The following is a 25,908-nucleotide window of genomic DNA, read 5'->3' on the forward strand; positions in this document are numbered from 1 at the left end:
CCTGTCGAAGGGACCGGAACCCGCGTACACCGGCGGCTTCGACAAGCTCAGCCACCTCGCGCTCGCGTGCCGGCGTAACCCGGCCCAACGCCCGCCGACCGAGATCACTAGACTCGACGACGGACCGACGACGCTCCGCCCTCTTTCCCCAGAACCAACGAGGAGTCCTTCGTGGCACTTATCGAGGCTGTCAACGCGCGCGAGATCCTGGATTCGCGCGGTAACCCGACCGTCGAGGTGGAGGTGCTCCTCGACGACGGAATCGTCCAGCGGGCGGCCGTCCCCTCCGGCGCGTCCACCGGCGCGTTCGAGGCCTACGAGCTGCGCGACGGCGACAAGAGCCGCTACAGCGGCAAGGGCGTGCTCAAGGCCGTCGCCGCCGTCGTCGACGAGCTCGGGCCCGCCATCGAGGGCGTCGAGGCCAGCGAGCAGCGCATCATCGACGAGATCCTCATCGAGACCGACGGCACCGAGAACAAGTCGCGCACCGGCGCCAACGCCATCCTCGGCGTCTCGCTCGCCGTCGCCAAGGCCGCCGCCGACAGCGCCGACCTGCCCCTGTTCCGCTACCTCGGCGGCCCCAACGCGCACTTGCTGCCCGTGCCGCTGTTCAACGTCATCAACGGTGGCGAGCACGCCGACAACGGCATCGACTTCCAGGAGTTCTTCCTCGCGCCCATCGGCGCCGACACCTACAGCGAGTCCCTGCGCTGGGGCACCGAGGTCTACCACGTCCTCAAGGGCGAGCTGAAGTCCGCCGGCTACAACACCGGCCTCGGCGACGAGGGCGGGTTCGCCCCCGATCTGCCCAGCAACCGCGAGGGCCTCGACTTCCTCATCCGCGCGATCGAGAAGGCCGGATTCACCCCCGGTCAGGACATCGCCGTCGGTCTCGACGTCGCCGCCACCGAGTTCTTCAAGGACGGCGTGTACACCGTCGAGGGCAAGGAGTGGAGCGTCGACACGCTCGTCGACTACTTCGCCGACCTCGTCGCCAACTTCCCGATCGTCACGATCGAGGACGCGCTCGCCGAGGACGACTGGGACGGCTGGAAGAAGCTGACCGACGCGATCGGTTCGAAGGTCCAGCTCGTCGGCGACGACCTGTTCGTCACCAACCCCCAGCGTCTGCAGAAGGGCATCGACCTCGGCATCGCAAACTCGCTGCTCGTGAAGGTCAACCAGATCGGCACGCTGAGCGAGACGCTGGACGCCATCAACCTGGCCACCCGCTCGGGCTACACCTCGATGCTGTCGCACCGCTCGGGTGAGACCGAGGACACCACCATCGCCGACCTCGCCGTGGCGGTCAACGCGGGTCAGATCAAGACCGGCGCCCCCGCGCGCAGCGAGCGCGTCGCGAAGTACAACCAGCTGCTCCGCATCGAAGAAGACCTCGGCGACGCCGCGGTCTTCGCGGGCCGCTCGGCGTTCCCCCGCTTCAAGGGCTGATCGTTCGATCCGAGGGAGGGGGAGCCGTCAGGCTTCCCCTCCCTCCTCGTTGGCCGGTGCTCGCGATGCCGCACAGCCCGCGGGCGCGGTCCCGCCGTGCCTTCCGGTGACGGGACCCGTCTGAGCGGACGCCGAGCCCCCGGCGCGTCCCCGGAGCGCCCCGGAGTCGCGACGTAGACTCGCCTGCGGCCTGGTCGACATCGCAGCAGGCAGCGCGCAGGGAACGAAGGGAGGCGTCGTGGAACGACCGACTCTGCCTCCCCGCCCCGTGGCATCCGCGGCTCCGAAGTCGGGGAAGACGCCGAAGCGTGCGCCGACCGCCCGGCACGACCGTCCGCCGCGGTCGTCGGTGGCCGAGCGCCGCGTGGACGTGCGCGACTGGCTCGGCCGTGTGCGGGTCTCGGGCTTCGTCGTGATCATGCTCGGGCTGGTCGTGCTCGGCACCTTCGTGCTCGTGCCCACGGTGGGGACGTACATGGACCAGCGTCAGCAGATCCAGGCGCTCGAGAGCGCCGTGGAGATCAGCCAGTCCGACGTCGAGGACCTGCAGATGCAGCGCGACCGGTGGTCCGACCCCGCGTACATCCGCACGCAAGCGCGCGAGCGCCTCGGCTACACCTTTCCTGGTGAGGTCGTCTACCTCATCGACAACGACCTGCCCGCGTCGGCGACGCCGCAGGAACAGCAGGACGTCAGCGGCGACGTGGGTCAGACGCGTACGGACTGGATGGCGCAGCTCGTGCGCTCGGTCACCGCGTCCGGTGCGGCCCAGGTCGCCGTGCCGACGATCGGCGTGCCCGATCCGACGCCCGCGCCCGACGCTCCCGCACCCTGACGGCATCCGTCCCGCACTTCCGACGTGTGACGGAGGGGCCGGGTACCCTGGGAGCGATGACTACCGCAACTCTTCCCCCCGCATCCGACGCCGATCTGGCCGTGCTGAAGGCGCAGCTCGGACGCGTTCCTCGCGGAGTCATCGGCATCGCCGCCCGGTGCGCGTGCGGTAATCCGACGGTGGTCGCGACCTCGCCCCGTCTCGACGACGGCAGCCCGTTCCCCACGTTCTACTACCTCACCCATCCGGCCGCGACCGCGGCGATGTCGGTGCTCGAAGCCGGGCACGTCATGAAGGAGTTCTCGGACGAGCTCGCCGAGAGCGAGGAACTGCAGCAGCAGTATGAGGCGGCGCACCGGTCCTACCTGCGCGACCGGGCCGCCTACGGTGAACCCGACGAGATCGCGGGGATCTCGGCCGGTGGCATGCCCACCCGCGTGAAATGCCTGCACGCCCTCGCGGGCCACGCGTTGGCGGCCGGCCCGGGCGTGAACCCCATCGGCGACCGGGCCCTGGAGCGCGGTACGTGGTCGCCCGAACGCTGCCAGTGCGAGAGCCCCGGGACCGGCGGATGAAGCGCGTCGTCGTCGCCGTGGCATCCGTCATCCTCGTGGCGGTGCTGACGGGCGCGACGGCGACACCCGTCCTGCCGGCGTCGACGACGCCCCCGCAGGCACCGGCCGGACCGGTCGCCGAGGATCCGACGGACTCGGTGCGCGCGGCCGAGTACTGGCTCGATCAGTACGGCGTCCGCGAGGCGTGGAAGACCACGCGCGGGGCCGGGCAGAAGATCGCGATCATCGACACCGGCATCGGCCGCGGACCCTCAGAGTTCAGCGGTGCCGTCGTCGGCGGCATCGACGTCTCGGGCGTCGGGTCGCCCGACGGGCGCACCCCGGTCGGTGCGGTGGATGCCAACCACGGCAGCTGGGTGGCCTCGCTCGCCGCCGCCCGCGGCACCGGCAACGGCCGCGGCATGATCGGCGTCGCGCCCGAGGCCGAACTGCTGTCGATCTCGGTCGGCTTCGGCGCGACCACGTCGAAGCCATTCACCGAGCAGATCGCCGAGGCCATGAAATGGGCCGTCGACAACGGCGCCACCGTGATCAACCTCTCCTTGACGACGAACACCCTCGACTGGGACCGCAGCTGGGACGAGGCGTTCGAGTACGCCTTCGACAAGAACGTCGTCGTCGTGGTGGCGGCCGGCAACCGGGGAAGTGGCACCGACCGGGTCGGCGCGCCCGCCACGATCCCCGGTGTCCTGGCCGTGGGCGGGGTCGACCCGAGTGGCGCCGCCAGCAACAGTGCGTCGACGCAGGGCATCACGATCGGCCTCTCCGCCCCCAGCGAGCGGCTGATCGGCGTCTCCGCCGACGGCGGCCTGGTGCAGTGGAACGGCACGAGCGGCGCGGCGCCGATCGTCGCGGGCATCGCCGCGCTGGTGCGTGCCGCGCACCCCGAACTCGACGCCGACAACGTCCTCAACCGCTTGATCCAGACGGCGAAGCCAGCCGCGGGCGCATCGACCACGCCCGACAAACTGTACGGCTACGGCTTGGTGGATGCCGCGAGAGCAGTGTCGTCGAGCCCGGTCGCGACCGTGAGCGAGAATCCGCTGGGGAGCCTGAAGGAATGGATCCGCCTCTACCGCAGAGCGGACGCCGAGCCCGCGCCCGCGCCGAGCGCGAGCCCGGTCACCATCCCGCCGCTCCCACCCGTCGAATCGGCGGCGCAAGCGAGTTCGCCTCTGCTGCCGTCGCGCGATAGCGTGCTCTACGGGTCGTTGCCGCTCGGCGCTGCCACGCTGGCCGCTATAATGATTGCGCTCGGCGTCAGTGCTGCTGCCCGGCGATCCCGACAGGCACGCATCTCCCGCGAGCCGAGCCGCATCACTAACGAGGAGTCCCTCCCATCGTGACCACTACCGTGCCCAGAATCCTCATCGTCGGTGGGGGCTATGCAGGTTTCTACACCGCGTGGAAGCTCGAGAAGCTCCTCGGTCGAGGCGAAGCCGAAGTGACGCTCGTCGACCCGCTGCCGTACATGACGTACCAGCCGTTCCTGCCGGAGGTCGCCGCGGGAGAGATCGAGCCGCGCCACGTCGTGGTGGGCCTCCGCCGCCACCTCAAGCGCACCACTGTCATCGCCGGCAAGGTCACGGGCATCTCGCACGAGACCAAGACGGCGACGATCACCCCGATCGCGGGCGACGAGACCTTCGAGCAGTCCTATGACCAGATCGTCGTGACCGCCGGTGCCGTCTCGCGCACCTTCCCGATCCCCGGCATCGCCGACAACGCGATCGGCCTGAAGACCATCGAAGAGGCCGTCGCCATCCGTGACCGCCTCACCTCGAACTTCGACAAGGCCTCGGTGCTTCCCGCCGGTCCCGAGCGCGACCGTCTGCTGACCGTCGTCGTCGTCGGCGGCGGGTTCGCCGGCATCGAGGTGTTCGCCGAACTGCGCGCCTACGCCTCGTCGCTGCTGAAGCAGTACCCCACGCTGACCTTCGACGACACGCACTTCCACCTCATCGAGGCGATGGGCCGCATCATGCCCGAGGTGTCGCAGAAGACGAGCGAATGGGTGCTCGCCGACCTGGCCAAGAAGGGTGCGTTCGTGCACCTCGACACGCAGGTCAAGGGCGCCGTCGACGGCGTGATCGAGCTCTCGACGGGCGAGCAATTGCCGACCGACCTCATCATCTGGACTGCCGGCGTGATGGCGAACCCCACCGTCGTGCGCGGCAGCGACCTGCCCGTCGAGGAGCGCGGCCGCATCCGCACGCGTCCCGACCTGCGCGTCGGCACCGACGAGGACATCGTCCAGGGTGCCTGGGCCGCTGGCGACGTCTCGGCCGTGCCCGACCTGTCGGGCGGTGGTGTCGGTGGCTTCTGCGTCCCCAACGCCCAGCACGCGGTGCGCCAGGGCAAGCTCATGGCGAAGAACATCGTGGCGGTCCTGCGCGGCGAGGAGCCCAAGCAGTACTTCCACAAGAACCTCGGTGCCGTCGCCGGTCTGGGCCTGTACAACGGCGCGTTCCAGTCGGGCAACATCGCCCTGACCGGTTTGATCGCCTGGTTCGCCCACCGCGGCTACCACGGCCTGGCCATGCCCACGTGGGAGCGCAAGTTCCGCGTGATCGGCGACTGGATGCAGAACTTCGTCCACGGCCGCGAGGTCGTGTCGCTCGAGGCCGTGCAGCAGCCGCGCGCCGCGTTCGAGGAGTTCGCCGCTCGCCCGCGTCCCGCGGCCCCCGCGGCAGATGCTCCCGCCCCGGCCGAGAAGAAGGCCGAGCCGGTCGCCGCGAAGTAACCGGTGCTTTCAAGACCCCCGTACCCGTTTGGGTGCGGGGGTCTCGTCGTTCTCCGGATGCCGATCCCAGAGGCCGGGGGCCGCGCGCCGTTAGGCGGCGTGCCCGGTCGACACACGGGGCCGCGGCATCCGGGGCCGGTGTGTGTCCGCCCCGGGAATCCGCGGGTTGGGCCACGACGGGCCGGAGCCGCCTCGCGATACGGTGGAACAGGGCCCCCGTAGCCCAACGGCAGAGGCAGGCGACTTAAAATCGCTTCAGTGTGGGTTCGAGTCCCACCGGGGGTACGTGAGCACTCGCCCACCGGGTGCGCCGTCGACTCGATCCAGATCCCCTGGGAGTCCTCAGCACCATCCGGTACCCGCCCCACCCCGTAGTTACACTGAAGAGCAATCTCTCGAACGGAAGTGTGGGGACTTATGTGGGAGTGGCTCGTACCGGTCCTTGTGATCGTCGGCATCCTGGTCATCGCGGGCATCTACCTCTGGGCCACCTACAACGCCCTCGTCGCGCTGAACGTGCGCGTCGACGAGGCGTGGAGCGACATCACGGTGCAGCTCAAGCGACGCGCCGACCTGCTGCCCAACCTGATCGAGACGGTGAAGGGATACGCGGCGCACGAGAAGGCCGTGTTCGAGAACGTCACCCGGGCTCGCGCCGAGACGCTGTCGGCACAGAGCCCCGCCGAGGCCGGTATCGCCGAGGGGCACATGCAGCAGGCGTTGAAGTCGCTGTTCGCCGTCGCCGAGGCGTACCCCCAGTTGCAGGCGAGCCAGAACTTCCTGCAGCTGCAGCACGCGATCGTCGACACCGAGGACAAGATCCAGGCGTCCCGCCGGTTCTACAACGGAGGCGTCCGAGAGTTGAACACCAAGATCAAGGTGTTCCCCAACAACCTGTTCGCCCGCCAGCTCGGCTTCCACGAACGCGAGTTCTTCGAGGTCATCGACGGCGCCGCGATCGCGGAACCACCCCGCGTGCAGTTCTGACCGAACGCGCCCCCTTCGCTCCGGCGGAGGGGGCGCGTCAGTTCGACCGGCCGTCGGGATGCTCGTGCCGCTCCGCCGCGAGGGCGCCGGCGAGGGCGTCGGCGGCGTCGCCCCACCGCGATACGGTCACCGTCTCGAGCCCCTGCCAGCGCGCGGCGGCGAGAAGCTCCGCGGCGATACGCTCGGCGGCATCCGCCGACGCGCTGGCCTCCCACCACGCCGACTGCACGCGCAGGGCGCTCGCGGCGCGATCGGCCTTGAGGTCGAGTCGGCCGACGATGTCGTCACCGACGAGGACCGGCAGCGAGTAGTACCCGAACCGGCGCTGCGGCGCGGGAGTGTAGATCTCGATGCGATAGTCGAAGTCGAACAGTCGCTCGGCACGGTCGCGGAACCACACCACCGGGTCGAAGGGCGACAGGATCGCCGCGGCATCGACCTTTCGGGGGCGGGTGGCGTTTCGGTGCACCCAGGCCCTGGCAGGACGGCCCGCGATCTGCCACCCCTCCACCTCGACGGGGAGCAATTCGCCGGCGTCGACGAGATCGCGGATCCCGGTCATCACGGCGGGCCGATCGCGGATCCGCCAGTAGTCGGCCAGGTCGGACGCCGTGGCGATCCCGTAGGCGACGGCGGCGCGGCGCACCAGCTCGGTGATCGCCTCGGCGCGCGGAACCGTCGTCTCGAGCGCGGAAGCGGGCAGCACGTCCGACGCCAGGGCGTAGCGACGTTCGAACCCGCGCCGACCGGCGATCGCCACATCGCCGAACAACCACAATCGCTCGAGGCCGTTCTTGACGTCGTCCCAGCCCCACCACGCGCCGCGGGTGCCGCTGCGGGCATCGTGGTCGATCTCAGCCGGACGCAGCGGCCCACGCTCGGACAACTCGTCGCGGAGCCACTGCAGCAGGGGCTGGTTCGCCTCCGCCCACGCGTCGTGACCGTACTTGCGGCGCATGTCGTCGCGTCGGAACTGCAGCAGGGGCCAATCGTCGACCGAGACGAGGGATGCCACGTGCGCCCACGACTCGACCCAGGTCGGCCGGCGTGAGAACGCCAGCCTGTCGAGCAGCGCGGTGTCGTACGGGCCGAGGCGGGCGAACAGAGGCATGTAGTGCGAGCGGGCGAAGACGTTGACAGAGTCGATCTGCAGGACGCGGATGCGGTGCAACGCGGCGGTGATCTGGCGCGTGCCGACCGCAGAGGGGCGCGCGCGGGCGAAGCCCTGAGCGGCGAGGGCGATGCGGCGCGCCTCGGCGCGACGGAGGGTCGTCGTCATGCTCCTCACGGTAGCCGCGACCACCGACACCGTCCGCGGACGACGGCGCAGGGCGGCGGTAGGCTTGCCCAATGAGTGGAACCGATCCCGAGCATCGCGGGTCGTTCCTCGACGCCCTGAAACGTCGCACCGTCTCCAGCGACCTCCAGCCTCCGGTCCCGCCCGGGCTGCGTCAGGCCACCGCCTACGCATGGCGCCTGCTGGTCATCGCGGCGGCTCTCGCCGTCGTCGTGTTCGTCGTCATCCAGCTGAAGCTTCTCGTGATCCCCCTGCTCGTGGCCATCCTGGTGACGGCGCTGGTATGGCCAGGGTTCTCGTTCCTGCTGCGGCACCGTTGGCCGAAGTGGCTCGCGATCATCGTGACGGTGCTGGGGACGATCGCCATCATCTCCGGGCTCGTCTGGCTCGCGGTGTGGCAGATCACGCGCGAGTTCGGGTCGGTGCGCGAGCGCACCGCACAGGCGGTCGAGCAGTTCCGCCAGTACCTCATCGACGGGCCGCTCCACCTCAGCGCCCAGCAGATCGACGATGGTCTGCGGCAGGCCGGCACCTTCCTGCAGCAGCAGGCGGAGGTGCTGTGGACGGGAGCCCTCGCCATCGGCACGACCCTCGGCCACGTGGCCACAGGGGTGCTGCTGACGCTGTTCATCCTGCTCTGCCTGCTCGCCGACGGCGGCGGCATCTGGCGGTGGACGACTCGGCTCTTCCCCCGTGTCGCCCGCCCCGCCGTCGACGGCGCCGGCCGTGCCGGCTGGCGGACGGTGAAGAGCTACGCGCGCACGCAGCTGCTTGTCGCCACCATCGATGCCGTCGGCATCGGTCTCGGCGCGTTCCTGCTCGGCGTCCCGCTCTCCATCCCGATCGGCGTGCTCGTCTTCCTCGGCGCGTTCATCCCGTTCGTCGGGGCGGTGGCGACGGGCGCTCTCGCGGTGTTCATCGCGCTGGTCTACAACGGCCCTCTCATCGCCCTGTTCATGCTGATCGTCGTCCTGGGTGTGCAGCAGGTCGAGAGTCACGTCCTGCAGCCGATCCTGATGGGCTCCGCGGTGAAGGTGCACCCGCTGGCCGTCGTGCTCGTCGTCGCCGGCGGCGCGATGATCGGTGGCATCGCCGGCGCGCTCTTCGCCGTGCCGCTCGCGGCGTTCGTCAACGTCGTCGCCGTGTACCTCGCCTCGAAGGCGTGGCAGCACCAGGGCGAAGCCCTGGCATCCCGAGATCTCATCTGGCAGACCGTCCCGCGCGAACGCGCAAGGAGATCATGAACGACACTCCCACCCTGGCCGAGTTCGAGGATGCCGCGCAGGCTCTGCGCGGCATCATCACGCGCACCCCCCTCGATGAATCGCTGCACCTCAGCGAGCTGCTCGGGGTACCGGTCAACCTCAAGCTCGAGAACCTGCAGCGCACCGGCTCGTTCAAGATCCGCGGAGCCACCTACCGCCTGTCACGCCTCACCGCCGAGGAGCGCGCCCGCGGCGTCGTCGCCGCGTCGGCGGGAAACCACGCGCAGGGTGTGGCACTGGCGGCGCAGCAGCTGGATATCGCCGCGACCATCTTCATGCCGCTGGGCGTGCCCGTTCCGAAGCTCCTCGCCACGCGCGGGTACGGCGCCGAAGTCATCCTCGAGGGGGCGACTGTCGAGACTCCGTTGCGCCTCGCCGCGGAATTCGCCGAGCGCACGGGCGCCGTGCTGATCCACCCGTTCGACCACCGCGACATCATCGTGGGCCAGGGAACCCTCGGCCTGGAACTCGTCGAAGACATGCCCGACCTCGAGACCGTGATCGTCGGCATCGGCGGGGGAGGGCTGGCCGCCGGTGTCGCGGCGGCCGTGAAGGCCCGCGCCGCCGCCGAGGGGCGCGAGGTGCGCATCATCGGCGTGCAGGCGCACAACTCCGCCGCCTACCCGTCGTCGCTGGCCGCCGGCTATCCGATGCAGGTTCCCACCACACCGACCATCGCCGACGGTATCGCCGTCGCCCGTCCCGGCGACCTGCCGTTCGAGCTCATCCGTCAGTACGTCGACGAGGTCGTCACCGTCACCGAAGACGACATCGCGCGCGCGCTCCTCGTGCTGCTGGAGCGTGCGAAGCAGGTCGTCGAGCCCGCCGGTGCCGTCGGCGTGGCCGCGATCCTCGCCGGCAAGGTCACCGCGAGCGGCCCCACCGTCACGATTCTCTCGGGAGGAAACATCGACCCGCTCCTGCTGCAGCGGGTCGTGGCGCACGGGCTCTCGGCATCCGGTCGCTACATGTCGCTGCGCATCCCGCTGCCCGATCGCCCCGGACAGCTGGCGCGCGTGTCGGAGCTGCTGGCCGGTGTCGGCGCGAACGTGATCGAGGTGCTCCACACCCGCCACGGACAAGGTCTGCAGATCAGCGAGGTGATCCTGCAGCTGAGCGTCGAGACGCGCGGAGCCGAGCACCGCGCCCTGGTGATCGCCACGCTGGAAGAGGCCGGGTTCGTCGCGACCGTCGTCCCCGACTGACGCTACTCCGGGGCACCGTGCGAATGCGCGCGGGTGCATAGCATCGCTGTCGCTGCGCAGCGCGCGTGAGCCGGGCCGAGACGTGGGCGGGGCGGAGTCGCGTGGCGTCGCCGGCTCACGACCATGACTGGTGTCGGCGGCGTGCACGAACTCCGTGATGTGCATGAGGTCGGCTGCGTGCGCGGCAATCGGACTGAGGTAGTGCGCATCGCGGAGGCTGTGCACGGAAAGCGCGTCGGGCGCGGGCGGCGCTGATCGTGGGGATAGTTCGCGGCGGGAAACGCNCCTTGCGGTGAGCGGCTCGCGAGCGAGGGGGCTTACTGGCCCGAGTACGTCTCGACCTTGACGATCTCGACCGCGATCTCTTTGCCGTTCGGGGCCGTGTACGAACCCTTGTCGCCTTCTTTGAGACCGAGGATGGCGGCACCCAGCGGCGACGCCTCGCTGTACACGTCGAGCTCGGAGTTGGCCGCGATCTCGCGGTTGCCGAGGAGGAACTTCTCTTCGCCGCCCGCGACGACGGCGGTCACGACGGTGCCCGACTCCACGACGCCGTGGCTCTCGGGGGCCTCGCCGACCTTGGCGTCCTTCAGCAGCTGCTGGAGCGTGCGGATGCGCGCCTCCTGCTTGCCCTGCTCGTCCTTCGCGGCGTGGTAGCCACCGTTCTCTTTCAGGTCGCCCTCTTCGCGAGCGGACTCGATGCGCTTGGCGATCTCTTCGCGACCCGTGGTCGAGAGGTGCTCCAGCTCGTTGTGGAGACGGTCGTATGCGTCTTGCGTGAGGAACGTCACCTGAGCGTCGTTGGACACGGGTCCTCCTTCTTCGAGGGGCGAGCGGCGGTCGCACGGAACCGCCAGGCATATGTCGAACGCCCCGGCATCGAGCCGGGGCGCGTCGTGATCCCGCGAGTTTACGGCACCCAGCAGGCGTTGACAAAACCTGTCGTGGCCAACGAGAGCGTGGGAATGGTCTCGGTGAAGGCCCGCGAACGGTCCTCGGATGCCGGGTACTCCACGACCCGCCACCCGACCGTGCCGTGCTCTTCGTCGCGGGCTTCGAGAGCGCACGCGACGGGCTGGCCGACGGGCGCCGTGATCTGGAAGGTCGCCGTGACGGACCGGTCGTCGGTGATCGAGAACCCGGTGTCGGTCGCGGTGACCGACCCGGCGCTGCCGGCCACGGTGGTCCAGCCGAGGTAGCCGATCGCGCCGAGGGCCAGCACGGCGACGATCGACCAGCCGAGGAGGCGCCGCCGCGGGGAGCGCGTGCGCCCGTAGCGGTCGTCGAGCAGCTCTTGCGTCGTCATGGTCTCCCCGGGCTTTAGGCTGGAGTTCCAGGCTACGCGCTCCCGCACCGAAGGACTCCATGCTCCCCGTGATCGTCGCCCTCGCGACCACGCCGTCACCGGCGGTGACCCCCGATGAGTCCATCGTCACCCCCGGCCCGCTCGGTTTCGCCGCGATCGCCTTCATCGCGATCGCGGTGTTCCTCCTCGTGTTCGACATGCTGCGCCGCATCCGTCGCGGACGCTACCGCGAAGAGGTGAACGCCGAGTTGGATGCCGAAGAGCAGGCACGCGCGGCGGCCGCGGCCAGCGAGACCGACGACGAGGACATCGACCCCACTCCGCCGCGCCGCTGACGGCGGGCTCCGCGCTGGACCCCGTGCTCAGCCGCCGTGATAGGCGGGCTGGAGCGCGATGAGCAGACACGCCGTCCAGTGGCACAGGAAGGCCAGCACGGTGCACACGTGGAAGATCTCGTGGAACCCGAAGTGGCCGGGCCACGGGTTGGGCTTCTTCATCGCGTAGATGATCGCCCCCGCGGTGTACAGCAACCCGCCGACGACGACGAGCACCATCATCGCGACGTTCGCCGCGAGCAGGTCGCCGAGGTACATCACCGCCGCCCACCCGAGCGCGAGGTACAGCGCGACGTAGAGCCAGCGCGGCGCGTTGATCCAGAACACGCGGAACAGGATGCCGAGCAGGGCCCCGCCCCACACGATCGACAGCAGCAGCACGGTCTTCGGCGTCGGCAGAGCCAGCACCGCGATCGGCGTGTACGTGCCCGCGATGAGCAGCAGGATGTTGGCGTGGTCGATGCGTTTGAGCACCGCCAGCGTCCTCGGCTTCCAGCGGAAGCGGTGGTAGAGCGCCGAATTGCCGAAGAGCAGCATGGAGGTCGCCATGAAGACGGCGGAGGCCCACTTGGCGGGGCCGCCCTGCGCGAGCGCGATCAGGACGATGCCCGCGGCGATCGCGACGGGGAAGGTACCCGCATGGATCCACCCGCGCCACGTCGGCTTCAGCTCGGCCGCAGCGCCCACCGCTCCGGCCTCGATCAGGGGAAGCTGGGGCATCTCGGGGCCGTCTGCGGGCGTCGGGCGTGTCACACCTCGACACTACGTCCGCTCCCATGCTCCGGGGGGAACATGCCGCCGGCGCTCACCCGTCGTCCGGTCGTCGTCACCGTCGAACCCGCCGTGCGGCGCCCGTCGGACGCGGTAGCGTATCCGGGTGGCGCGCGTGTGGAAGAACGAGGGGCGGGGCCCCCTCTATCGTCTGTACATCTCACGCCTTCGCCGCCGCATGCCCGCGACGGTGCCGCATCACGTCGCGATGATGATCGACGGCAATCGTCGTTGGGCGCGCCAGCTCGGATACGACAGCGCCGCCCACGGCCACCGTGCCGGCGCGGCGAAGATGCACGAGTTCCTGCGATGGTGCGACGACCTCGGCATCGAGGTGGTCTCGCTGTACCTGCTGTCCAACGACAACCTCGTCAAGCGCGAGAGCAAAGAGCTGCAGGACCTGCTCGAGATCATCGCCGAACTCGCTCGGGAGCTGTCGCACGAGCCGAACTGGCGGGTGAAGCACGTGGGGCGTGCGCACGGACTGCCGCCCGAGCTCGCCGAGGTGCTCCACGAGGTCACCGAACGCACGCGAGGTCACAAGGGCCTGCACGTTAACCTGGCGGTCGGCTACGGGGGCCGCAGCGAGATCGTCGATGCCGTGCGCTCCATCATCGCCAAGCACGACGAGTCGGGCGGCTCCCTGGAGGAGCTCGCCGCGAGTCTCACTCCCGAGCAGATCGGCGAGCACCTGTACACGGGCGGTCAGGCCGATCCGGATCTGGTCATCCGCACCTCGGGGGAGCAGCGTCTCAGCGACTTCCTGCTGTGGCAGTCGGCGCACTCGGAGTTCTACTTCGTCGAGGCCCTCGGGCCCGACCTGCGGGAGGTCGACTTCCTGCGGGCCATTCGCGATTTCGGCGCGCGCGACCGGCGCTTCGGGCAGTAGGCCCGGCGGCCGGGACGAGCGCGGCCGCCCGTCTCGAACGCGGCCGGACTTCGAGCCGGCGCAAAGGCTCGGGGCGCCGCGCGAGTCCCCGCGGCGCGCGGCCGACAGCGCGAGGATGCGGGGACGGTCGAGCCCGCCGAAGGGTCTGCCCCTCGCTCGGTCGGATGCGGCGGCGTCCACCGAACTACTTTCGGACGATGGGCCGCGCGCCCGAGGTGTTCACGAACTCGTCATATTCGCGGCGTGTTAACGACCCTCACCGCTCTCGGAGCGTCGTACGGTGAGGACATCGGACACGGAGTCCGATCGAGTCGGCCTTCGGATTGCGACTCGTGACCCACAGGTCGACTCGTGACAACCGGGTGCAGCACCCGGGTCGGGAGTGGGTTGTGGCTACACGAGCACCGTACGACCAGCGTCGCGTCGTCGAGAGCACAGAGTCCGAAGCGGGCGCCGATCAGGCCCTGCGCACGTATGTCCTGGATACCTCCGTCCTTTTGAGCGACCCGCGGGCGTTCTTCCGCTTCGCCGAGAACGCGGTGGTGATCCCCGTCGTCGTGATCATGGAGCTCGAAGGCAAACGCCACGACCCCGAGATCGGGTACTTCGCCCGCCAGGCTCTGCGCCACCTCGACGAGCTCCGCGTCGAGCACGGCCGTCTCGACTTCCCGGTCGCCGTCGGAGACAACGGCTCCCTCCGCGTCGAGCTGAACAACACCGACCCCAGCGTGCTGCCCTCCGGGATGCGTACGGGAGGTAATGACAGCCGCATCCTCGCCGTCGCGATGAACATCGCCAAGGACGGCGCCGAGGTGACCGTCGTGTCGAAGGACCTGCCGATGCGCGTCAAGGCGGCATCCCTCGGCCTGAACACCGAGGAGTACCTCGCCGAGCAGGCGATGGACTCCGGGTGGACGGGAATCGCCTCGATCGACGTGTCGGGCGACGACCTCGCCGACCTGTACGAGACCGAGGTCGCCGTCAGCGACGCGGTGAAGGGCATGCCGGTCAACACCGGTCTCGTCATCCACTCCGAGCGCGGCTCCGCCCTCGGCCGCGTCACCGGCAAGGGCGAGTACCGTCTCGTTCGCGGCGACCGCGAGGCGTTCGGTCTGCACGGCCGGTCGGCCGAGCAGCGCATCGCGCTCGACCTGCTGCTCGACCCGGAGGTGGGCATCGTCTCGCTCGGCGGGCGAGCCGGAACCGGCAAGTCGGCCCTGGCCCTGTGTGCGGCGCTGGAAGCCGTGCTGGAGCGACAGCAGCAGAAGAAGATCATCGTCTTCCGCCCCCTCTTCGCGGTCGGTGGACAGGAGCTCGGCTACCTCCCGGGCGACCAGGCCGAGAAGATGGGGCCGTGGGGCCAGGCGGTCTTCGACACGCTCGGTTCGGTCGTCTCGGGCAACGTGCTCGAGGAGGTGCTCGCGAGGGGCATGCTCGAGGTGCTGCCGCTGACGCACATCCGCGGTCGGTCGCTGCACGACGCCTTCGTCATCGTCGACGAGGCGCAGTCGCTCGAACGCAACGTGCTGTTGACCGTGTTGAGCCGCATCGGGCAGAACTCCCGCGTGGTGCTGACCCACGATGTCGGTCAGCGCGACAACCTGCGTGTCGGGCGCCACGACGGTGTCGCATCCGTGATCGAGACGCTGAAGGGTCACGGCCTCTTCGGCCATGTCACCCTGACGCGGTCCGAGCGCTCCGCCATCGCGGCGTTGGTGACCGAGCTGCTGGAGGCCGGCGAGCTGTCGTAGGACACGACGGAGCGAGGGGCCGGGATGCCGTGGCANGGCATCCCGGCCCCTCGTCGATGAGGCGACGGCCGCCGGAGATGAGAGGTTTCTCATCTTCGGCTCCCCGGTCTCTCACGAAGACCCGCCAGAGTAGAACACGTCGACGAAGGAGACTTCGTCACCGCCTCGGCGGTTCCCCCATGGAAACAAGAGAACACGTCACGCGCAGGTCACCGCTCTTCGGGTGAGCCGGAAGACCACCGGACGCGTCTCTCCAGAAGCCCCCGGTGCCCCCCGCCGGGGGTTTTCGGGGTTTCGGGCGCCGGTGCACGGGGACTCACTCCCAGCGATAGCCGGCCCCTCGCACCGTGACGATGTGCCCCGACCCGACCTTCGCGCGCAGATACCGGACGTAGACGTCGACGACGTTGGATGACGGGTCGAAATCCATGCCCCAGACGCGGCTGAGCAGCTGTTCGCGGCTGAGCACCTGTCCGGCGTGCCGGAGGAACTCCTCTGCGAGCGCGAACTCGCGGGCGCTCAGGTCGATCTCACGGCCGGCGACCGTCGCCCGCCGGGCGAGGATGTCGAGGGTGACGTCGCCGTGGCCGATCGTCATCGAGCCCACCGTGACCGGCTCGCGCAGCCGCGAGCGCACGCGCGCGAGCAGCTCGTCGAACTTGAAGGGCTTCGAGACGTAGTCGTTGGCCCCGGCGTCGAGACCGTCGACCGTGTCGCGCGTGCTGGTGCGCGCGGTGAGCATGATGACCGGGATCGTCGACCCCTGGCCGCGGAGGCTCCGGAGCACCTCGAAGCCATCGAGGGTGGGGAGCCCCACGTCCAGGAGCACCAGGTCGACCTCGCCGGCGAGAGCGGTGTCGAGCGCCTCGGCACCGTCGTCGACGATCAGCGTCTGGTAGCCCGCGGACTCCAGCCCCTTCGCCACGAAGGAGGAGATGCGCTCCTCGTCTTCCGCGATGAGGATGCGGGTCATCCGGTTGCCTCTCTCTGCATGACGACGTCGCCCGCGCGCACGGGCGTGGGCAGTTGCGCCGGCGTCTGCGCACCGGCCACGGGGATGTGGAGTACGACCGTGGCACCGCCGCCGGGGGTGTCGACGACGGCGCAGTGCCCGTCGTGGGCCTTGGCGATGGCATCCACGATCGACAGACCGAGGCCCGAACCCTCGACGCCGCGACGGGTGGACAGACGGTCGAAGCGGCGGAACACGCGATGGCGGGCCGCCGGGGGGATGCCGGGACCGTGGTCCCGCACCCACAGATGGGCGGTGCCGTCGTCGACGGAGCTGCCGATCTCGATGGGACTGCCCTCCGGGGTGTACTTCGCGGCGTTGTCGGCGAGCTGGAGCCAGGCCTGCACGAGACGGTCGGCGTCGCCGCGGATGCGCGCGCGGGCGCGCTGCTCGACGCTCCAGGTGTGTCCCGCGATCGCTCCCGCGAGTTCGGCGACGCGGTCGGTGAGCGCTCCGACGTCGATGACGGCATCCGAGAGCGCACCGGTCTCGATGTCGGCGAGGGCGTCGATGTCGTCGACGAGGCGGGAGAGGCGGTCGAGCTCGGCGATGCCGAGGTCGCGTGTCTCGGTGACGTCGTGCGGGTCGGCGGGATCCATCATCTCGAGGTGGCCGCGCACGATGGTGATCGGCGTCTTCAGCTCGTGCCGCACATCGTCGAGCAGCTGGCGCTGGGCATCGACCGACATCGCGAGGCGGTCGAGCATGGAGTTGACCGAGGTCGTGAGATCCGAGATCTCGTCGTTGCCGCGGGCGCGCAGGCGCGTGCCCAGGTCGTCGATCGTGATCGCGTCGGCGGTGGCGCGCAGACGCCGCAACGGCGAGAACAGGCGGCCGGTGACGAAGTACCCCGCGACGCCGATGAGGATCAGCACCGCCAGCGCCGTGATGCCGTACGTGGTGGTGGAGAGGGTGACGAGCTCCATCCGCTGGTCGACCGAGATGACCTGCACGACGGTCCCGCCGCGTGCGGGCACGGCGGCGTAGAGGAGGGGGCCCTGATCGCTGTCGAGGCGACCCGTGAGACGCCCCTCGGCCACGACCCCGGCGAGGGATGCCACCAGCTCGGCGTCATCGGCCAGGCGGAGGCCCGGGGGCGACGGCGTCGCGGCGAGCACCTGCGTCTCGGCGAGGGCGAGCGTGCCGTCGGTGCGGCCGGGGATTGCCGCGGCGACGAGGTCGGCGGCATCCTGACTACTCGCGGAGACCGTCGAGACGAAGCCGTCGAGCTGGCGCTCGGCGTTGGCGATCACGCGATCGCTCTGCACGAGGAAGGTGACGCCACCGGCGAGGATCATGCCGAGCAGCACGACGCCGAGGATCGCGCCGAGAAGTCGCACGCGCGTCGAGACGGGTCTCGTCGCGGGGCTCATCCTCCGATTATGGCGCGCCTCGGCGTCGTGGACGTGCGTGGAGTGCTCAGCCGGGGTGCGTCATCGACAGCAGGTCGAGCTTGGCGTCGAGCACCTCTTCGGTGATCTCGCCTCGCTCGACGTAACCGAGGTCGATGACGGCCTCGCGTACGGTGATGCCCTTGGCGACCGAGTGCTTGGCGATCTTCGCGGCGGCCTCGTAGCCGATGACCTTGTTCAGCGGCGTCACGATCGACGGCGACATGCCGGCGAAGGCCTCGGCGCGGGCGACGTTGGCCTCGAGGCCGTCGATGGTCTTGTCGGCGAGCACCCGCATGGCGTTCGAGAGCAGGCGGATCGACTCCAGCAGCGCCGTCCCCATGACCGGGATGGCGACGTTGAGCTCGAACGAGCCCGACGCGCCGGCCCACGCGACCGTGGCGTCGTTGCCGATGACGCGGGCGCAGACCATGAGCGTCGCCTCGGGGACGACCGGATTGACCTTGCCGGGCATGATCGAGGATCCGGGCTGCAGGTCGGGGATGTGCAACTCGCCGAGACCGGTGTTCGGTCCTGACCCCATCCAGCGGATGTCGTTGTTGATCTTGGTGAGTGAGACCGCGATGGTGCGGAGCGCTCCGGATGCCTCGACGAGGCCGTCACGGTTGGCCTGCGCCTCGAAGTGGTCCTGCGCCTCGGTGATGGGCAGCTCGGTCTCGGCCGCGAGCAGCTCGATGACCTTCTGGGGGAAGCCGAGGGGGGTGTTGATGCCGGTGCCGACCGCGGTGCCGCCGAGGGGGACCTCGCCGACGCGGGGGAGCACGGCCCGCACGCGCTCGATGCCGAGACGCATCTGCCGTGCGTAGCCGCCGAACTCCTGGCCGAGGGTGACGGGGGTGGCATCCATCAGGTGGGTGCGACCCGACTTCACGATGCCCTTCCACGCCTGGGCCTTGGTCTCCAGGGCCACCGAGAGGTGCTCGAGAGCGGGGATGAGGTCGGTGATGAGGGCCTGGGTGACGGCGATGTGCACCGAGGTGGGGAAGACGTCGTTGGAGGACTGCGAGGCGTTCACGTGGTCGTTGGGGTGAACGGTCGAACCGAGGATGCCGGTCGCCAGCGTCGCGAGCACCTCGTTCATGTTCATGTTCGACGAGGTGCCGCTGCCGGTCTGGTAGGTGTCGACGGGGAACTGCGCGTCGTGGCGACCGGTGACGACCTCGTCGGCGGCCTGGGCGATGGCATCCGCGATCTGCCCGTCGAGAGTGCCGAGCTCTTTGTTGGCGAGGGCGGCAGCTTTCTTGATGCGCGCGAGGGCGGCGATCTGCGTCGACTCGAGTCCGGACCCGGAGATGGGGAAGTTCTCGACGGCGCGCTGCGTCTGCGCGGCGTAGAGGGCTTCCTTGGGTACCCGCACCTCGCCCATGGTGTCGTGTTCGATGCGGTACTCGATGTCGGTCACGTCGTCGTTCCTCCAGGTCGGTGTTCGGTGGTTCTCAGCTGCGGGCGGTTTCGACGCGTTCGTCGACCACGTCGCCCACGATGACGACGGGGAACGCTTCTCCCTCGTCGAGTCGGTAGTTGGCGCCCACGACGGCGGTGCGGCCCTCGGCCACGGCCTCGCTGATGAGTTCGGAGGCGCGCAGCAACTCGGCCACGGTGTGGCGCAGATGCTCCCGGCCGACCTGCTCGGGGTCGACGTGCTCGGGAAGGCGCCCGTCGACCGCGCTCGCCCGCTGCACGCGACGCACGGCCGGCACGATGGGGGCGATCTGGCGCCAGATGTAGGCCGGCAGGGTCGGGGCGTCGAGGCCGGTGCTGTCGATGGCCGCGCCGACAGCGCCGCAGGCGTCGTGCGCGAGCACCACGATGAGCGGGACCTCGAGCACGCCCACGGCGTACTCGAGGCTGCCGATGACCGAGTCGGAGATGACCTGGCCGGCGTTGCGCACCACGAACAGGTCGCCGAGCCCCTCGTCGAAGATGATCTCGGCGGCCAGACGCGAGTCCGAACAGCCGAACAGTGCCGCGGTCGGGTGCTGGGAGCTGGCGAGCTCGGCGCGACGCTCCACGTCTTGCCGGGGGTGGGCGGGGGCACCCGCGACGAAACGCTGGTTCCCCTCCACCATCTGCTGCCACACCTGACGGGGGGTCATGCGCTCGCTCACGGGACCTCTCTCAACTGCTCGATCTGGTCGGTGACGGATGCGGCCGCCAGGGCCGCCGTCTCGGGGGCTGCGTCGCCGTAGACGAGCACGTAGTCGGGGCCGGCCGGCGCGGCCAGGGCGTAATCGATGTTCCCCGTGCCCGACGGGTTGGCGGGCCGGTACACGTTCCAGGTGATGCCGTCGATCTCGGTGGTCTCGGTGCTGCGGGTGCCGTCGAGCACCTGACCGACCCACGCCTCATCGGCGTCGAACCCCTGCGCGACGCGGAGGAAGCCCGACTCTCCCGAGCGGACGTAGACCATGGTCCACGCCTCGGTTCCTCCGACGCCCTCGACGGTGGCCTGATTGACACGCCACCCCTCGCCCAGGGAGGGCGACAGCACGGGCCGCCCGCGTTCGACTTCGAGATCGGCGGCCAGTGCCGGCACGTCGGGCGCGGGCCGCGGTGCCGGTTCGCCCCGGGGGACTGCGGCGATGACGACGATGACGACCGCGACGATCACGAGCAGCGCCGCGATGAGATTGCGGAACGTCTTGCTCGAGCGGTACCGGCGCGAGGACTCGGCCTTGCGGTCGGCCGTCTCCTGCGGGGTCTCGGGGCGACCGAGGTGCGCGACGACGCGGGCCATCACTCGTCACCTTCGCCGCGGGCGGCGTCGAGTCGGCGTTTCGCCCCGAGCAACCACTCTTCGCACCGGGCGTACAGCTTCTCGCCGCGCTCCCAGAGGGCCAGCGATTCTTCGAGCGTCGGTGCGCCCTGCTCGAGCTCGGCGACGACGCGCACGAGCTCGTCGCGAGCCTGCTCGAACGAGAGGGACGCGACGTCGGCGGCGGAGCCGGGGGTCGTCGCGGTCATGGCATCCATTCTAGGCGGGACCCGCCGACACCCCGTCGCCGGTTGCCTCGGCGTCGAGGGGTCGGTCGGAGGATGCCGGGGCGTCGGGGTCCCGGGCGGCATCCGGGAGCGTATCGCCGACGCTGGTCGCACGCGCCGCGCCGTGTGCGACGACGTCGGGGACGGCACCGTCCGAACGGGCGGCGACGCTGCCCTGTTCGACCGTGAGGCGCAGAACCGTGCCTACCGGGGCGTCGGCCGCGTCACGCAGGACCGAACCGTCGGCGAGCTGCGCGATCGCGTATCCGCGTGCCAGCGTGGCCAGGGGCGAGAGCGCGCGGAGCCCGGCGCCGAGCTCGCTCGTGCGGCGCCGTTCACCCTCGATGCGGCGGTCGACGATGTCGCGGCCGCGGTTGGACAGCATCCACAGCTCCTGCACCCGCGCGGTGAGCATCGAGTGGGGCGTTCGCAGTGCGGGACGCGAGCGCACCTGCTCGAGCTGCGCGATGTCGTGCAGCACGCGCTGGGTCAGGCGGCCCGTCAATCGCGCGCGCAGCTGCGCCACCAGCGCCCGCTGCTCGCTGACGTCGGGGACGACGCGCTTCGCGGCATCCGTGGGTGTCGAGGCGCGGACGTCGGCGACGTCGTCGAGCAGGGGGCGGTCGTTCTCGTGTCCGATCGCGCTGACGATCGGAGTGGATGCCGCGGCCACCGCGCGCAGCAGCCGCTCGTCGCTGAAACCGAGCAGCGTCTGCGGGTCGCCGCCGCCGCGGGCGATCACGATGACGTCGACGTCGGGGTCGGCGTCCAACGCTTTCAGAGCCGCGATCGTCTCCGGTACGCACCGCTCACCCTGCACGGCGGCGTGCGTCGTGCGGAAACGCACCCGCGGCCACCGCAGCTCGGCGTTGCGGTGCACGTCTTTCTCGGCGTCCGAGTTCTCGCCCGTGATCAGGCCGATGCAATGGGGGAGGAAGGGCAGCTTCTTCTTGCGGACCGGGTCGAAGAGGCCCTCTGAGCGCAGCTGCACACGCAGGGCCTCGAGGCGCTCGAGCTGCTCGCCGAGACCGACGTGGCGCATCGCCGAGATCGAGAAGGAGAAGTCGCCGGTGCGGGGGAAATAGTCGGCCTTGACGCACGCGACGACGTGGTCGCCCACCTTGAGGTCTTTCGGGAGGCGGTTCAGCGTGCTCGACCAGATGCGGAACGCCACCGTCGACTCGGTCCCGAGGTCTTTCAGACGCCCGAACACATTGCCGCCGCGGCGGTTGAAGGAGGTGATCTCGCCCTCGACCCACACCGACCCCCAGCGCTCGATGAAGCCGCGGATCGTGTCGTTCAGGCGGGAGACCGAGGTGGGGGCGTCGGTGCGGGAATCGCGCGGGTGCACGCTGTCTGCGGGCGGTGCCTGCCCCGCGACGGTCTCGGGCTGGAAGGAGGTCATGTCACTCGCTCGGATGCGCGTCGTCGGCGGAAGGCGCGTGAGACGGGAGGGTCTCGGGCGGAAGGGGGCTCATCGTATCCATGCGGCTCTCGGTGGGGGAGGTTCGGCCGGCGCCCAGGGGCACCCCGGTAGAATCGCGGGGTGAGCTCACCTGCCGTGCACCTGCCCGTTCCCCGCATCCCGGGTCGACGCGGGCGGCTCCAGGATATCCCCGTCGACGGGCGCAAGAAGGTGCTGCTGGCTGCACCCCGTGGATACTGCGCCGGCGTCGATCGCGCGGTCATCGCCGTCGAGAAGGCCCTCGAGCGTTACGGCGCCCCGGTGTACGTGCGCAAGCAGATCGTGCACAACATCCACGTCGTCACCGAGCTCGAGAAGAAGGGCGCCATCTTCGTCGAAGAGGTCGACGAGGTGCCCGCGGGTTCCCACGTCGTCTTCAGCGCCCACGGCGTGTCGCCCGCCGTGGTGTCCGCGGCATCCGATCGAGGACTCCAGGCGATCGACGCCACCTGCCCCCTCGTGACCAAGGTGCACCGCGAGGCCGTGCGCTTCGCGCGCGACGACTTTGAGATCCTCCTGATCGGTCACGAGGGCCACGAAGAAGTCGAGGGGACGGCCGGCGAGGCCCCCGAGCACGTCACCGTCGTGAACTCGCCCGAGCACGCCGACGAGATCGAGGTGCGCGACCCGTCGAAGGTGGTGTGGCTGTCGCAGACCACCCTGTCGGTCGACGAGACGATGGAAACCGTGCGCCGCCTCCGCGAGCGCTTCCCGCAGCTCCAGGACCCGCCCTCCGACGACATCTGCTACGCCACGCAGAACCGCCAGGTCGCGATCAAGAAGGTCGCCGTCGGCGCGGATCTGGTGATCGTGGTGGGCTCCGCCAACTCCTCGAACAGCGTCCGCCTCGTCGAGGTCGCGCTCGAGTACGGCGCGAAGGCGGCCTACCGGGTCGACTACGTCGACGAGGTCAAGCAGGAGTGGCTCGAGGGCGTCCAGACCGTCGGCGTGACCAGCGGCGCCTCCGTGCCCGAGGTGCTCGTCACCGAGGTGCTCGAAGAACTCGCCGGCGCCGGCTACCGCGACGTCGAAGAGGTGCGAACCGCCGAGGAGGACCTGATCTTCTCGTTGCCCAAAGAGCTGCGTCAGGATGCCAACGGCCAGCGCGACAGCCGCGCGCTCGGCGGTCGGAGCAGCGCGTGAGCGACGCGTCGTCCGAGAACCCTGCAGCCCGGCCGCGCCCGCAGTACGGCGAGTACGCCACGCCCGAGGAGCAGCGCGCGCGCATTCAGCGGCCCGAGGTGACGGAGGCGCTCGACGCCGGCGTCGCCCCGCAGCCCGAGCAGCCTGAGCCGACGCCCGCACCCGCCGCCGGTCCCCGACCCGGGGCTCTGCGCGGACCGCTGTGGGACCGCATCATCACGGGTGGCCTTCTGGCGTACGGGCTCGTCTCCACGGTGTCGACCATCGTGCAACTCCTTGACTTCCCGCGCTACGCCGAGTCGGCCGCCGGCGTGCTGGGCGTCGACGCCACCTATACGAACCTGCAGGCGGGCTACGTCTGGGGTGCGGCCGCAGCCCTCGTCTACGGCATCGGATGGCTGCTCACCGCCCTGCTCACCTGGCGCCGGTTGCGGCGTGGGCGCATCGCGTTCTGGATCCCGATCGCGGGCTTCGTCGCCACCGCGCTGATCGCCGGTGTCTGCGTCACCCTCGCCCTCGTCGGCGACCCGCAGTTCATGACCGCCATCATGGGCAGCGTCCCGGACTGAACCGCGCGGGCCGGCATCCCGTGTTCTCCGGTGAGGGTCACTCGAGACGCGGAGAGGGGATGGCAGTGGTGCGGGACGATCACGCTCAGCTGACGGCACTGTACGACGCGCACGCCGTTCCCGTGTGGCGCTACGTCGTCAGCCTGACCGGCGATCATGCAGGCGCCGACGACGTGGTGCAGGAAACGCTCCTGCGCGCCTGGCGCACGCCGCGGGTGATGAGCGACGATCCCTCGTCGTTGCGATCGTGGATGTACACCGTCGCACGCAACATCGTCATCGACGAGGCGCGCAGCGCCCGGCGTCGTCACGAACTGCCGGTCGACGAGTTGCCCGAACGAGTGCGTGACGACGACACGGATGCCATGTTCGACGCGCTGCTCGTCGAGGAAGCGCTGGCCACCCTCACCCCCGACCACCGCGCCGTCATCGTCAGCGCCTATTACGGCGGCCGGAGCGTCGCCCAGGCGGCCGAGGAACTCGGCATCCCCGCCGGGACCGTGAAGTCGCGTCTGCACTACGCGGTGCGCGCGCTGCGGCTCGCACTGCAGGAGAGAGGGGTGACCCGATGACCCCCGATCACGAGCGCCTGTCCGCCTCGGACGGCGCGTACGTCCTCGGAGCGTTGAGCGCTTCGGATCGAGCGGAGTTCGAAGCGCACCTCGCCGTGTGCGCCGAGTGCCGCGCGGCCGTCGCCGAACTCGCGCCGACCGCCGGCTTGCTGTCGCGGCTGTCCGTCGAGCGGGCGCGCGCCGTGGGGGAGTCGACCGACCCGGTGCCGATTGCGGTGCCCCACCCGTCGTTGCGGGGCCGCTTCGTGCAAACCGCGCGTCGGCGGCGCGCGCGCCGTATCACGGCGTGGACGCTGGCGGCATCCGTCGCCCTGCTCGCGATCGCCGTGCCGAGTGTCATGGCGGTGACCGGAGCGGTGCAGCCGTCGGGGGCGGTCTACGCCCTCGACGACGTCGGCGGCGCACCGCTCGAAGCGTCGGTCAAGCTCACCTCCGTGCCCTGGGGCACACGCATCGACCTGGTGTGCCAGTACACGGGACAGGTGCTCGACGCACCGCCCGGGGGCTGGCCCTACGCCCTCGCGGTCACCGACGACGCGGGCTCGACGAGCCTGCTGTCGACCTGGCGTGCCGGCCCGGGTTCGACGACCGAGCTGAGCGCCGGCACCGACCTCGCCACGGCGGACATCGACGCTGTCGAAATCCGCACGGTCGACGGCGATCGGGTCGTGATGCGGCGGACGTTCGACACGCCCTGAGTCGCGGCCGCGGCGCGGAGAAGGTCCCTCACGCGGACGATTAGCATCGACGCATGCCACGTCTCGTCGCCGTCTGCGCCGTCCGCACCCTGCATCCGGATGCCGGATCCGTCGGCGTCACCGCCATCGACAAGCGCCCGATCGAGGGCGCCGTCCGCGTGGGGAAGCTGGGCGTCCGCGCCGACGTGCAGGCGAGCCGGAAACACCACGGCGGTCCCGACAAGGCCGTGTACGCCTACGCCCAGGAGGATGCCGCCTTCTGGGAGGGCGAGCTCGGTCGCGACCTCGACGCGGGGTGGTTCGGGGAGAACCTCCGCGTCGAGGGGCTCGACGTCAACGGCGCCCGCATCGGCGAGATCTGGCGCATCGGCGACACCGTCGAGGTGGAGGTGACGATGCCCCGCACCCCCTGCGCGACGTTCGCGCGGTGGGTCGGCGGCTCCGCGGCGCGCGGGTGGGGCAAGCGGTTCTCCGACGAGGGTCGCCTCGGCGCCTATCTGCGCGTGCGCCGCGCCGGTGACGTCCGGGCAGGGGATGCCATCGAGGTGGTGTCGGTGCCCGAGAGGGCGCAGACGGTGCTCGAGATGTACCGGAGCTGAGGCGCCGGGTCTCGGCATCCCGCTGTCCGAGTCGGTACGGAGCCC

The 25,908-nt window shown here is 70.2% G+C and carries 27 protein-coding genes and 1 tRNA gene; 17 read left to right on the forward strand and 11 right to left on the reverse strand.

The genetic code is table 11. From position 1 onward, the window contains the following. Positions 1-171: 171 nt before the first annotated feature. The 7 genes from eno (at position 172) to ACTJJP_RS00095 (ending at position 6,592) form a co-directional block, all read left to right on the forward strand. Complete coding sequence (eno, locus tag ACTJJP_RS00065) at positions 172-1,452, forward strand: phosphopyruvate hydratase (protein ID WP_285136926.1); 1,281 nt, start codon at positions 172-174, stop codon at positions 1,450-1,452. 238 nt (positions 1,453-1,690) lie between these two features. Beyond that, positions 1,691-2,287 carry an FtsB family cell division protein gene (locus ACTJJP_RS00070; protein WP_440773033.1) on the forward strand — a complete coding sequence of 199 codons (597 nt, stop codon included), beginning with the start codon at positions 1,691-1,693 and terminating at the stop codon, positions 2,285-2,287. 56 nt (positions 2,288-2,343) lie between these two features. Further along, entirely contained in the window at positions 2,344-2,862 is a 519-nt protein-coding gene (locus ACTJJP_RS00075; RefSeq protein WP_440773034.1) for a DUF501 domain-containing protein, read from the forward strand. Then, the gene (locus tag ACTJJP_RS00080) at positions 2,859-4,208 is read left to right on the forward strand and encodes a S8 family serine peptidase (RefSeq protein ID WP_440773035.1); all 1,350 of its coding nucleotides are present in this window, start codon (positions 2,859-2,861) and stop codon (positions 4,206-4,208) included. Before ACTJJP_RS00075 ends, ACTJJP_RS00080 begins: the two co-directional genes overlap by 4 nt. Beyond that, on the forward strand, positions 4,205-5,605 hold the full coding sequence (locus ACTJJP_RS00085) for an NAD(P)/FAD-dependent oxidoreductase (RefSeq protein ID WP_440773036.1): 1,401 nt from the start codon (positions 4,205-4,207) through the stop codon (positions 5,603-5,605). The genes ACTJJP_RS00080 and ACTJJP_RS00085 overlap by 4 nt, the downstream gene beginning before the upstream one ends. Positions 5,606-5,817: 212 nt before the next feature. Further along, positions 5,818-5,890, forward strand: a tRNA-Leu gene (locus ACTJJP_RS00090). 132 nt (positions 5,891-6,022) lie between these two features. Then, on the forward strand, positions 6,023-6,592 hold the full coding sequence (locus ACTJJP_RS00095) for a LemA family protein (RefSeq protein WP_440773037.1): 570 nt from the start codon (positions 6,023-6,025) through the stop codon (positions 6,590-6,592). A gap of 37 nt (positions 6,593-6,629) precedes the next feature. On the opposite strand, the gene ACTJJP_RS00100 is transcribed toward ACTJJP_RS00095, so the two are convergent. Next, complete coding sequence (locus tag ACTJJP_RS00100) at positions 6,630-7,871, reverse strand: winged helix-turn-helix domain-containing protein (protein ID WP_440773038.1); 1,242 nt, start codon at positions 7,869-7,871, stop codon at positions 6,630-6,632. Positions 7,872-7,942: 71 nt separating this feature from the next. Between ACTJJP_RS00100 and ACTJJP_RS00105 the strand changes: the two genes are divergently transcribed. Together ACTJJP_RS00105 and ilvA are read left to right on the forward strand one after the other, a co-directional pair. After that, a complete protein-coding gene (locus ACTJJP_RS00105) occupies positions 7,943-9,133 on the forward strand; it encodes an AI-2E family transporter (protein WP_440773039.1) in 1,191 nt (396 codons plus the stop codon). Then, positions 9,130-10,359 (forward strand): threonine ammonia-lyase, encoded by a 1,230-nt coding sequence (gene ilvA / locus ACTJJP_RS00110; protein ID WP_440773040.1) that lies wholly within the window; start codon positions 9,130-9,132, stop codon positions 10,357-10,359. Before ACTJJP_RS00105 ends, ilvA begins: the two co-directional genes overlap by 4 nt. Positions 10,360-10,676: 317 nt before the next feature. On the opposite strand, the gene greA is transcribed toward ilvA, so the two are convergent. Beyond that, complete coding sequence (gene greA / locus ACTJJP_RS00115) at positions 10,677-11,168, reverse strand: transcription elongation factor GreA (RefSeq protein WP_440773041.1); 492 nt, start codon at positions 11,166-11,168, stop codon at positions 10,677-10,679. A 101-nt stretch (positions 11,169-11,269) separates the two neighbouring features. Further along, positions 11,270-11,665, reverse strand: coding sequence for a DUF4307 domain-containing protein (locus ACTJJP_RS00120; RefSeq protein WP_440773042.1), 396 nt, complete (start codon positions 11,663-11,665; stop codon positions 11,270-11,272). Positions 11,666-11,724: 59 nt separating this feature from the next. Between ACTJJP_RS00120 and ACTJJP_RS00125 the strand changes: the two genes are divergently transcribed. After that, on the forward strand, positions 11,725-12,000 hold the full coding sequence (locus ACTJJP_RS00125; protein ID WP_440773043.1) for a hypothetical protein: 276 nt from the start codon (positions 11,725-11,727) through the stop codon (positions 11,998-12,000). Between the two features lie 27 nt (positions 12,001-12,027). On the opposite strand, the gene trhA is transcribed toward ACTJJP_RS00125, so the two are convergent. Continuing rightward, on the reverse strand, positions 12,028-12,720 hold the full coding sequence (gene trhA, locus ACTJJP_RS00130; RefSeq protein ID WP_440773661.1) for a PAQR family membrane homeostasis protein TrhA: 693 nt from the start codon (positions 12,718-12,720) through the stop codon (positions 12,028-12,030). Positions 12,721-12,877: 157 nt separating this feature from the next. Between trhA and ACTJJP_RS00135 the strand changes: the two genes are divergently transcribed. Next, a complete protein-coding gene (locus ACTJJP_RS00135; protein WP_440773044.1) occupies positions 12,878-13,660 on the forward strand; it encodes an isoprenyl transferase in 783 nt (260 codons plus the stop codon). A 389-nt stretch (positions 13,661-14,049) separates the two neighbouring features. After that, positions 14,050-15,411, forward strand: a complete 1,362-nt coding sequence (locus ACTJJP_RS00140; RefSeq protein ID WP_440773045.1) for a PhoH family protein — start codon at positions 14,050-14,052, stop codon at positions 15,409-15,411. Between the two features lie 316 nt (positions 15,412-15,727). Here the strand turns inward: ACTJJP_RS00140 and ACTJJP_RS00145 are convergent, their stop codons facing one another. From ACTJJP_RS00145 to xseA, 7 genes are read right to left on the reverse strand one after another with little or no spacing between them, the layout of a single operon-like run. Next, positions 15,728-16,384 (reverse strand): response regulator transcription factor, encoded by a 657-nt coding sequence (locus ACTJJP_RS00145; protein WP_440773046.1) that lies wholly within the window; start codon positions 16,382-16,384, stop codon positions 15,728-15,730. Next, positions 16,381-17,796, reverse strand: coding sequence for a sensor histidine kinase (locus tag ACTJJP_RS00150; protein ID WP_440773047.1), 1,416 nt, complete (start codon positions 17,794-17,796; stop codon positions 16,381-16,383). The genes ACTJJP_RS00145 and ACTJJP_RS00150 overlap by 4 nt, the downstream gene beginning before the upstream one ends. Before the next feature lie 46 nt (positions 17,797-17,842). Next, positions 17,843-19,237, reverse strand: a complete 1,395-nt coding sequence (locus ACTJJP_RS00155) for a class II fumarate hydratase (protein WP_440773048.1) — start codon at positions 19,235-19,237, stop codon at positions 17,843-17,845. 34 nt (positions 19,238-19,271) lie between these two features. Continuing rightward, positions 19,272-19,943 carry a carbonic anhydrase gene (locus ACTJJP_RS00160; RefSeq protein WP_440773049.1) on the reverse strand — a complete coding sequence of 224 codons (672 nt, stop codon included), beginning with the start codon at positions 19,941-19,943 and terminating at the stop codon, positions 19,272-19,274. Next, positions 19,940-20,572 (reverse strand): DUF4245 family protein, encoded by a 633-nt coding sequence (locus ACTJJP_RS00165; protein ID WP_440773050.1) that lies wholly within the window; start codon positions 20,570-20,572, stop codon positions 19,940-19,942. Before ACTJJP_RS00165 ends, ACTJJP_RS00160 begins: the two co-directional genes overlap by 4 nt. Next, positions 20,572-20,799 carry an exodeoxyribonuclease VII small subunit gene (locus ACTJJP_RS00170; protein ID WP_183420116.1) on the reverse strand — a complete coding sequence of 76 codons (228 nt, stop codon included), beginning with the start codon at positions 20,797-20,799 and terminating at the stop codon, positions 20,572-20,574. Before ACTJJP_RS00170 ends, ACTJJP_RS00165 begins: the two co-directional genes overlap by 1 nt. A 10-nt stretch (positions 20,800-20,809) precedes the next feature. Beyond that, complete coding sequence (gene xseA / locus ACTJJP_RS00175) at positions 20,810-22,222, reverse strand: exodeoxyribonuclease VII large subunit (RefSeq protein ID WP_440773051.1); 1,413 nt, start codon at positions 22,220-22,222, stop codon at positions 20,810-20,812. Between the two features lie 141 nt (positions 22,223-22,363). Here xseA and ACTJJP_RS00180 point away from each other — a divergent pair, with 141 nt between their 5' ends. From ACTJJP_RS00180 to ACTJJP_RS00200, 5 genes are read left to right on the forward strand one after another with little or no spacing between them, the layout of a single operon-like run. Beyond that, the gene (locus ACTJJP_RS00180) at positions 22,364-23,425 is read left to right on the forward strand and encodes a 4-hydroxy-3-methylbut-2-enyl diphosphate reductase (RefSeq protein ID WP_440773052.1); all 1,062 of its coding nucleotides are present in this window, start codon (positions 22,364-22,366) and stop codon (positions 23,423-23,425) included. Next, complete coding sequence (locus tag ACTJJP_RS00185) at positions 23,422-23,994, forward strand: DUF6264 family protein (RefSeq protein WP_440773053.1); 573 nt, start codon at positions 23,422-23,424, stop codon at positions 23,992-23,994. The genes ACTJJP_RS00180 and ACTJJP_RS00185 overlap by 4 nt, the downstream gene beginning before the upstream one ends. 59 nt (positions 23,995-24,053) lie before the next feature. Beyond that, entirely contained in the window at positions 24,054-24,566 is a 513-nt protein-coding gene (locus ACTJJP_RS00190) for a sigma-70 family RNA polymerase sigma factor (protein ID WP_440773054.1), read from the forward strand. Beyond that, the gene (locus tag ACTJJP_RS00195) at positions 24,563-25,264 is read left to right on the forward strand and encodes a zf-HC2 domain-containing protein (RefSeq protein ID WP_440773055.1); all 702 of its coding nucleotides are present in this window, start codon (positions 24,563-24,565) and stop codon (positions 25,262-25,264) included. The genes ACTJJP_RS00190 and ACTJJP_RS00195 overlap by 4 nt, the downstream gene beginning before the upstream one ends. Before the next feature lie 53 nt (positions 25,265-25,317). Beyond that, positions 25,318-25,863 (forward strand): MOSC domain-containing protein, encoded by a 546-nt coding sequence (locus tag ACTJJP_RS00200; protein ID WP_440773056.1) that lies wholly within the window; start codon positions 25,318-25,320, stop codon positions 25,861-25,863. Positions 25,864-25,908 lie beyond the last annotated feature (45 nt).

The sequence above is a fragment of the Microbacterium sp. 22296 genome (assembly GCF_052045385.1).
GTDB lineage: Bacteria > Actinomycetota > Actinomycetes > Actinomycetales > Microbacteriaceae > Microbacterium.

Excerpts from the sequence above, each read along its gene's own strand:
- ACTJJP_RS00075 (WP_440773034.1), top strand. The coding sequence starts at position 2,344 with ATGACTACCGCAACTCTTCCCCCCGCATCCGACGCCGATCTGGCCGTG.
- ACTJJP_RS00080 (WP_440773035.1), top strand. The coding sequence starts at position 2,859 with ATGAAGCGCGTCGTCGTCGCCGTGGCATCCGTCATCCTCGTGGCGGTG.
- ACTJJP_RS00095 (WP_440773037.1), top strand. The coding sequence starts at position 6,023 with ATGTGGGAGTGGCTCGTACCGGTCCTTGTGATCGTCGGCATCCTGGTC.
- ACTJJP_RS00100 (WP_440773038.1), bottom strand. The coding sequence starts at position 7,871 with ATGACGACGACCCTCCGTCGCGCCGAGGCGCGCCGCATCGCCCTCGCC.
- ACTJJP_RS00105 (WP_440773039.1), top strand. The coding sequence starts at position 7,943 with ATGAGTGGAACCGATCCCGAGCATCGCGGGTCGTTCCTCGACGCCCTG.
- ilvA (WP_440773040.1), top strand. The coding sequence starts at position 9,130 with ATGAACGACACTCCCACCCTGGCCGAGTTCGAGGATGCCGCGCAGGCT.
- ACTJJP_RS00120 (WP_440773042.1), bottom strand. The coding sequence starts at position 11,665 with ATGACGACGCAAGAGCTGCTCGACGACCGCTACGGGCGCACGCGCTCC.
- ACTJJP_RS00125 (WP_440773043.1), top strand. The coding sequence starts at position 11,725 with ATGCTCCCCGTGATCGTCGCCCTCGCGACCACGCCGTCACCGGCGGTG.
- trhA (WP_440773661.1), bottom strand. The coding sequence starts at position 12,720 with ATGCCCCAGCTTCCCCTGATCGAGGCCGGAGCGGTGGGCGCTGCGGCC.
- ACTJJP_RS00145 (WP_440773046.1), bottom strand. The coding sequence starts at position 16,384 with ATGACCCGCATCCTCATCGCGGAAGACGAGGAGCGCATCTCCTCCTTC.
- ACTJJP_RS00150 (WP_440773047.1), bottom strand. The coding sequence starts at position 17,796 with ATGAGCCCCGCGACGAGACCCGTCTCGACGCGCGTGCGACTTCTCGGC.
- ACTJJP_RS00165 (WP_440773050.1), bottom strand. The coding sequence starts at position 20,572 with ATGGCCCGCGTCGTCGCGCACCTCGGTCGCCCCGAGACCCCGCAGGAG.
- ACTJJP_RS00170 (WP_183420116.1), bottom strand. The coding sequence starts at position 20,799 with ATGACCGCGACGACCCCCGGCTCCGCCGCCGACGTCGCGTCCCTCTCG.
- xseA (WP_440773051.1), bottom strand. The coding sequence starts at position 22,222 with ATGACCTCCTTCCAGCCCGAGACCGTCGCGGGGCAGGCACCGCCCGCA.
- ACTJJP_RS00190 (WP_440773054.1), top strand. The coding sequence starts at position 24,054 with ATGGCAGTGGTGCGGGACGATCACGCTCAGCTGACGGCACTGTACGAC.
- ACTJJP_RS00195 (WP_440773055.1), top strand. The coding sequence starts at position 24,563 with ATGACCCCCGATCACGAGCGCCTGTCCGCCTCGGACGGCGCGTACGTC.
- ACTJJP_RS00200 (WP_440773056.1), top strand. The coding sequence starts at position 25,318 with ATGCCACGTCTCGTCGCCGTCTGCGCCGTCCGCACCCTGCATCCGGAT.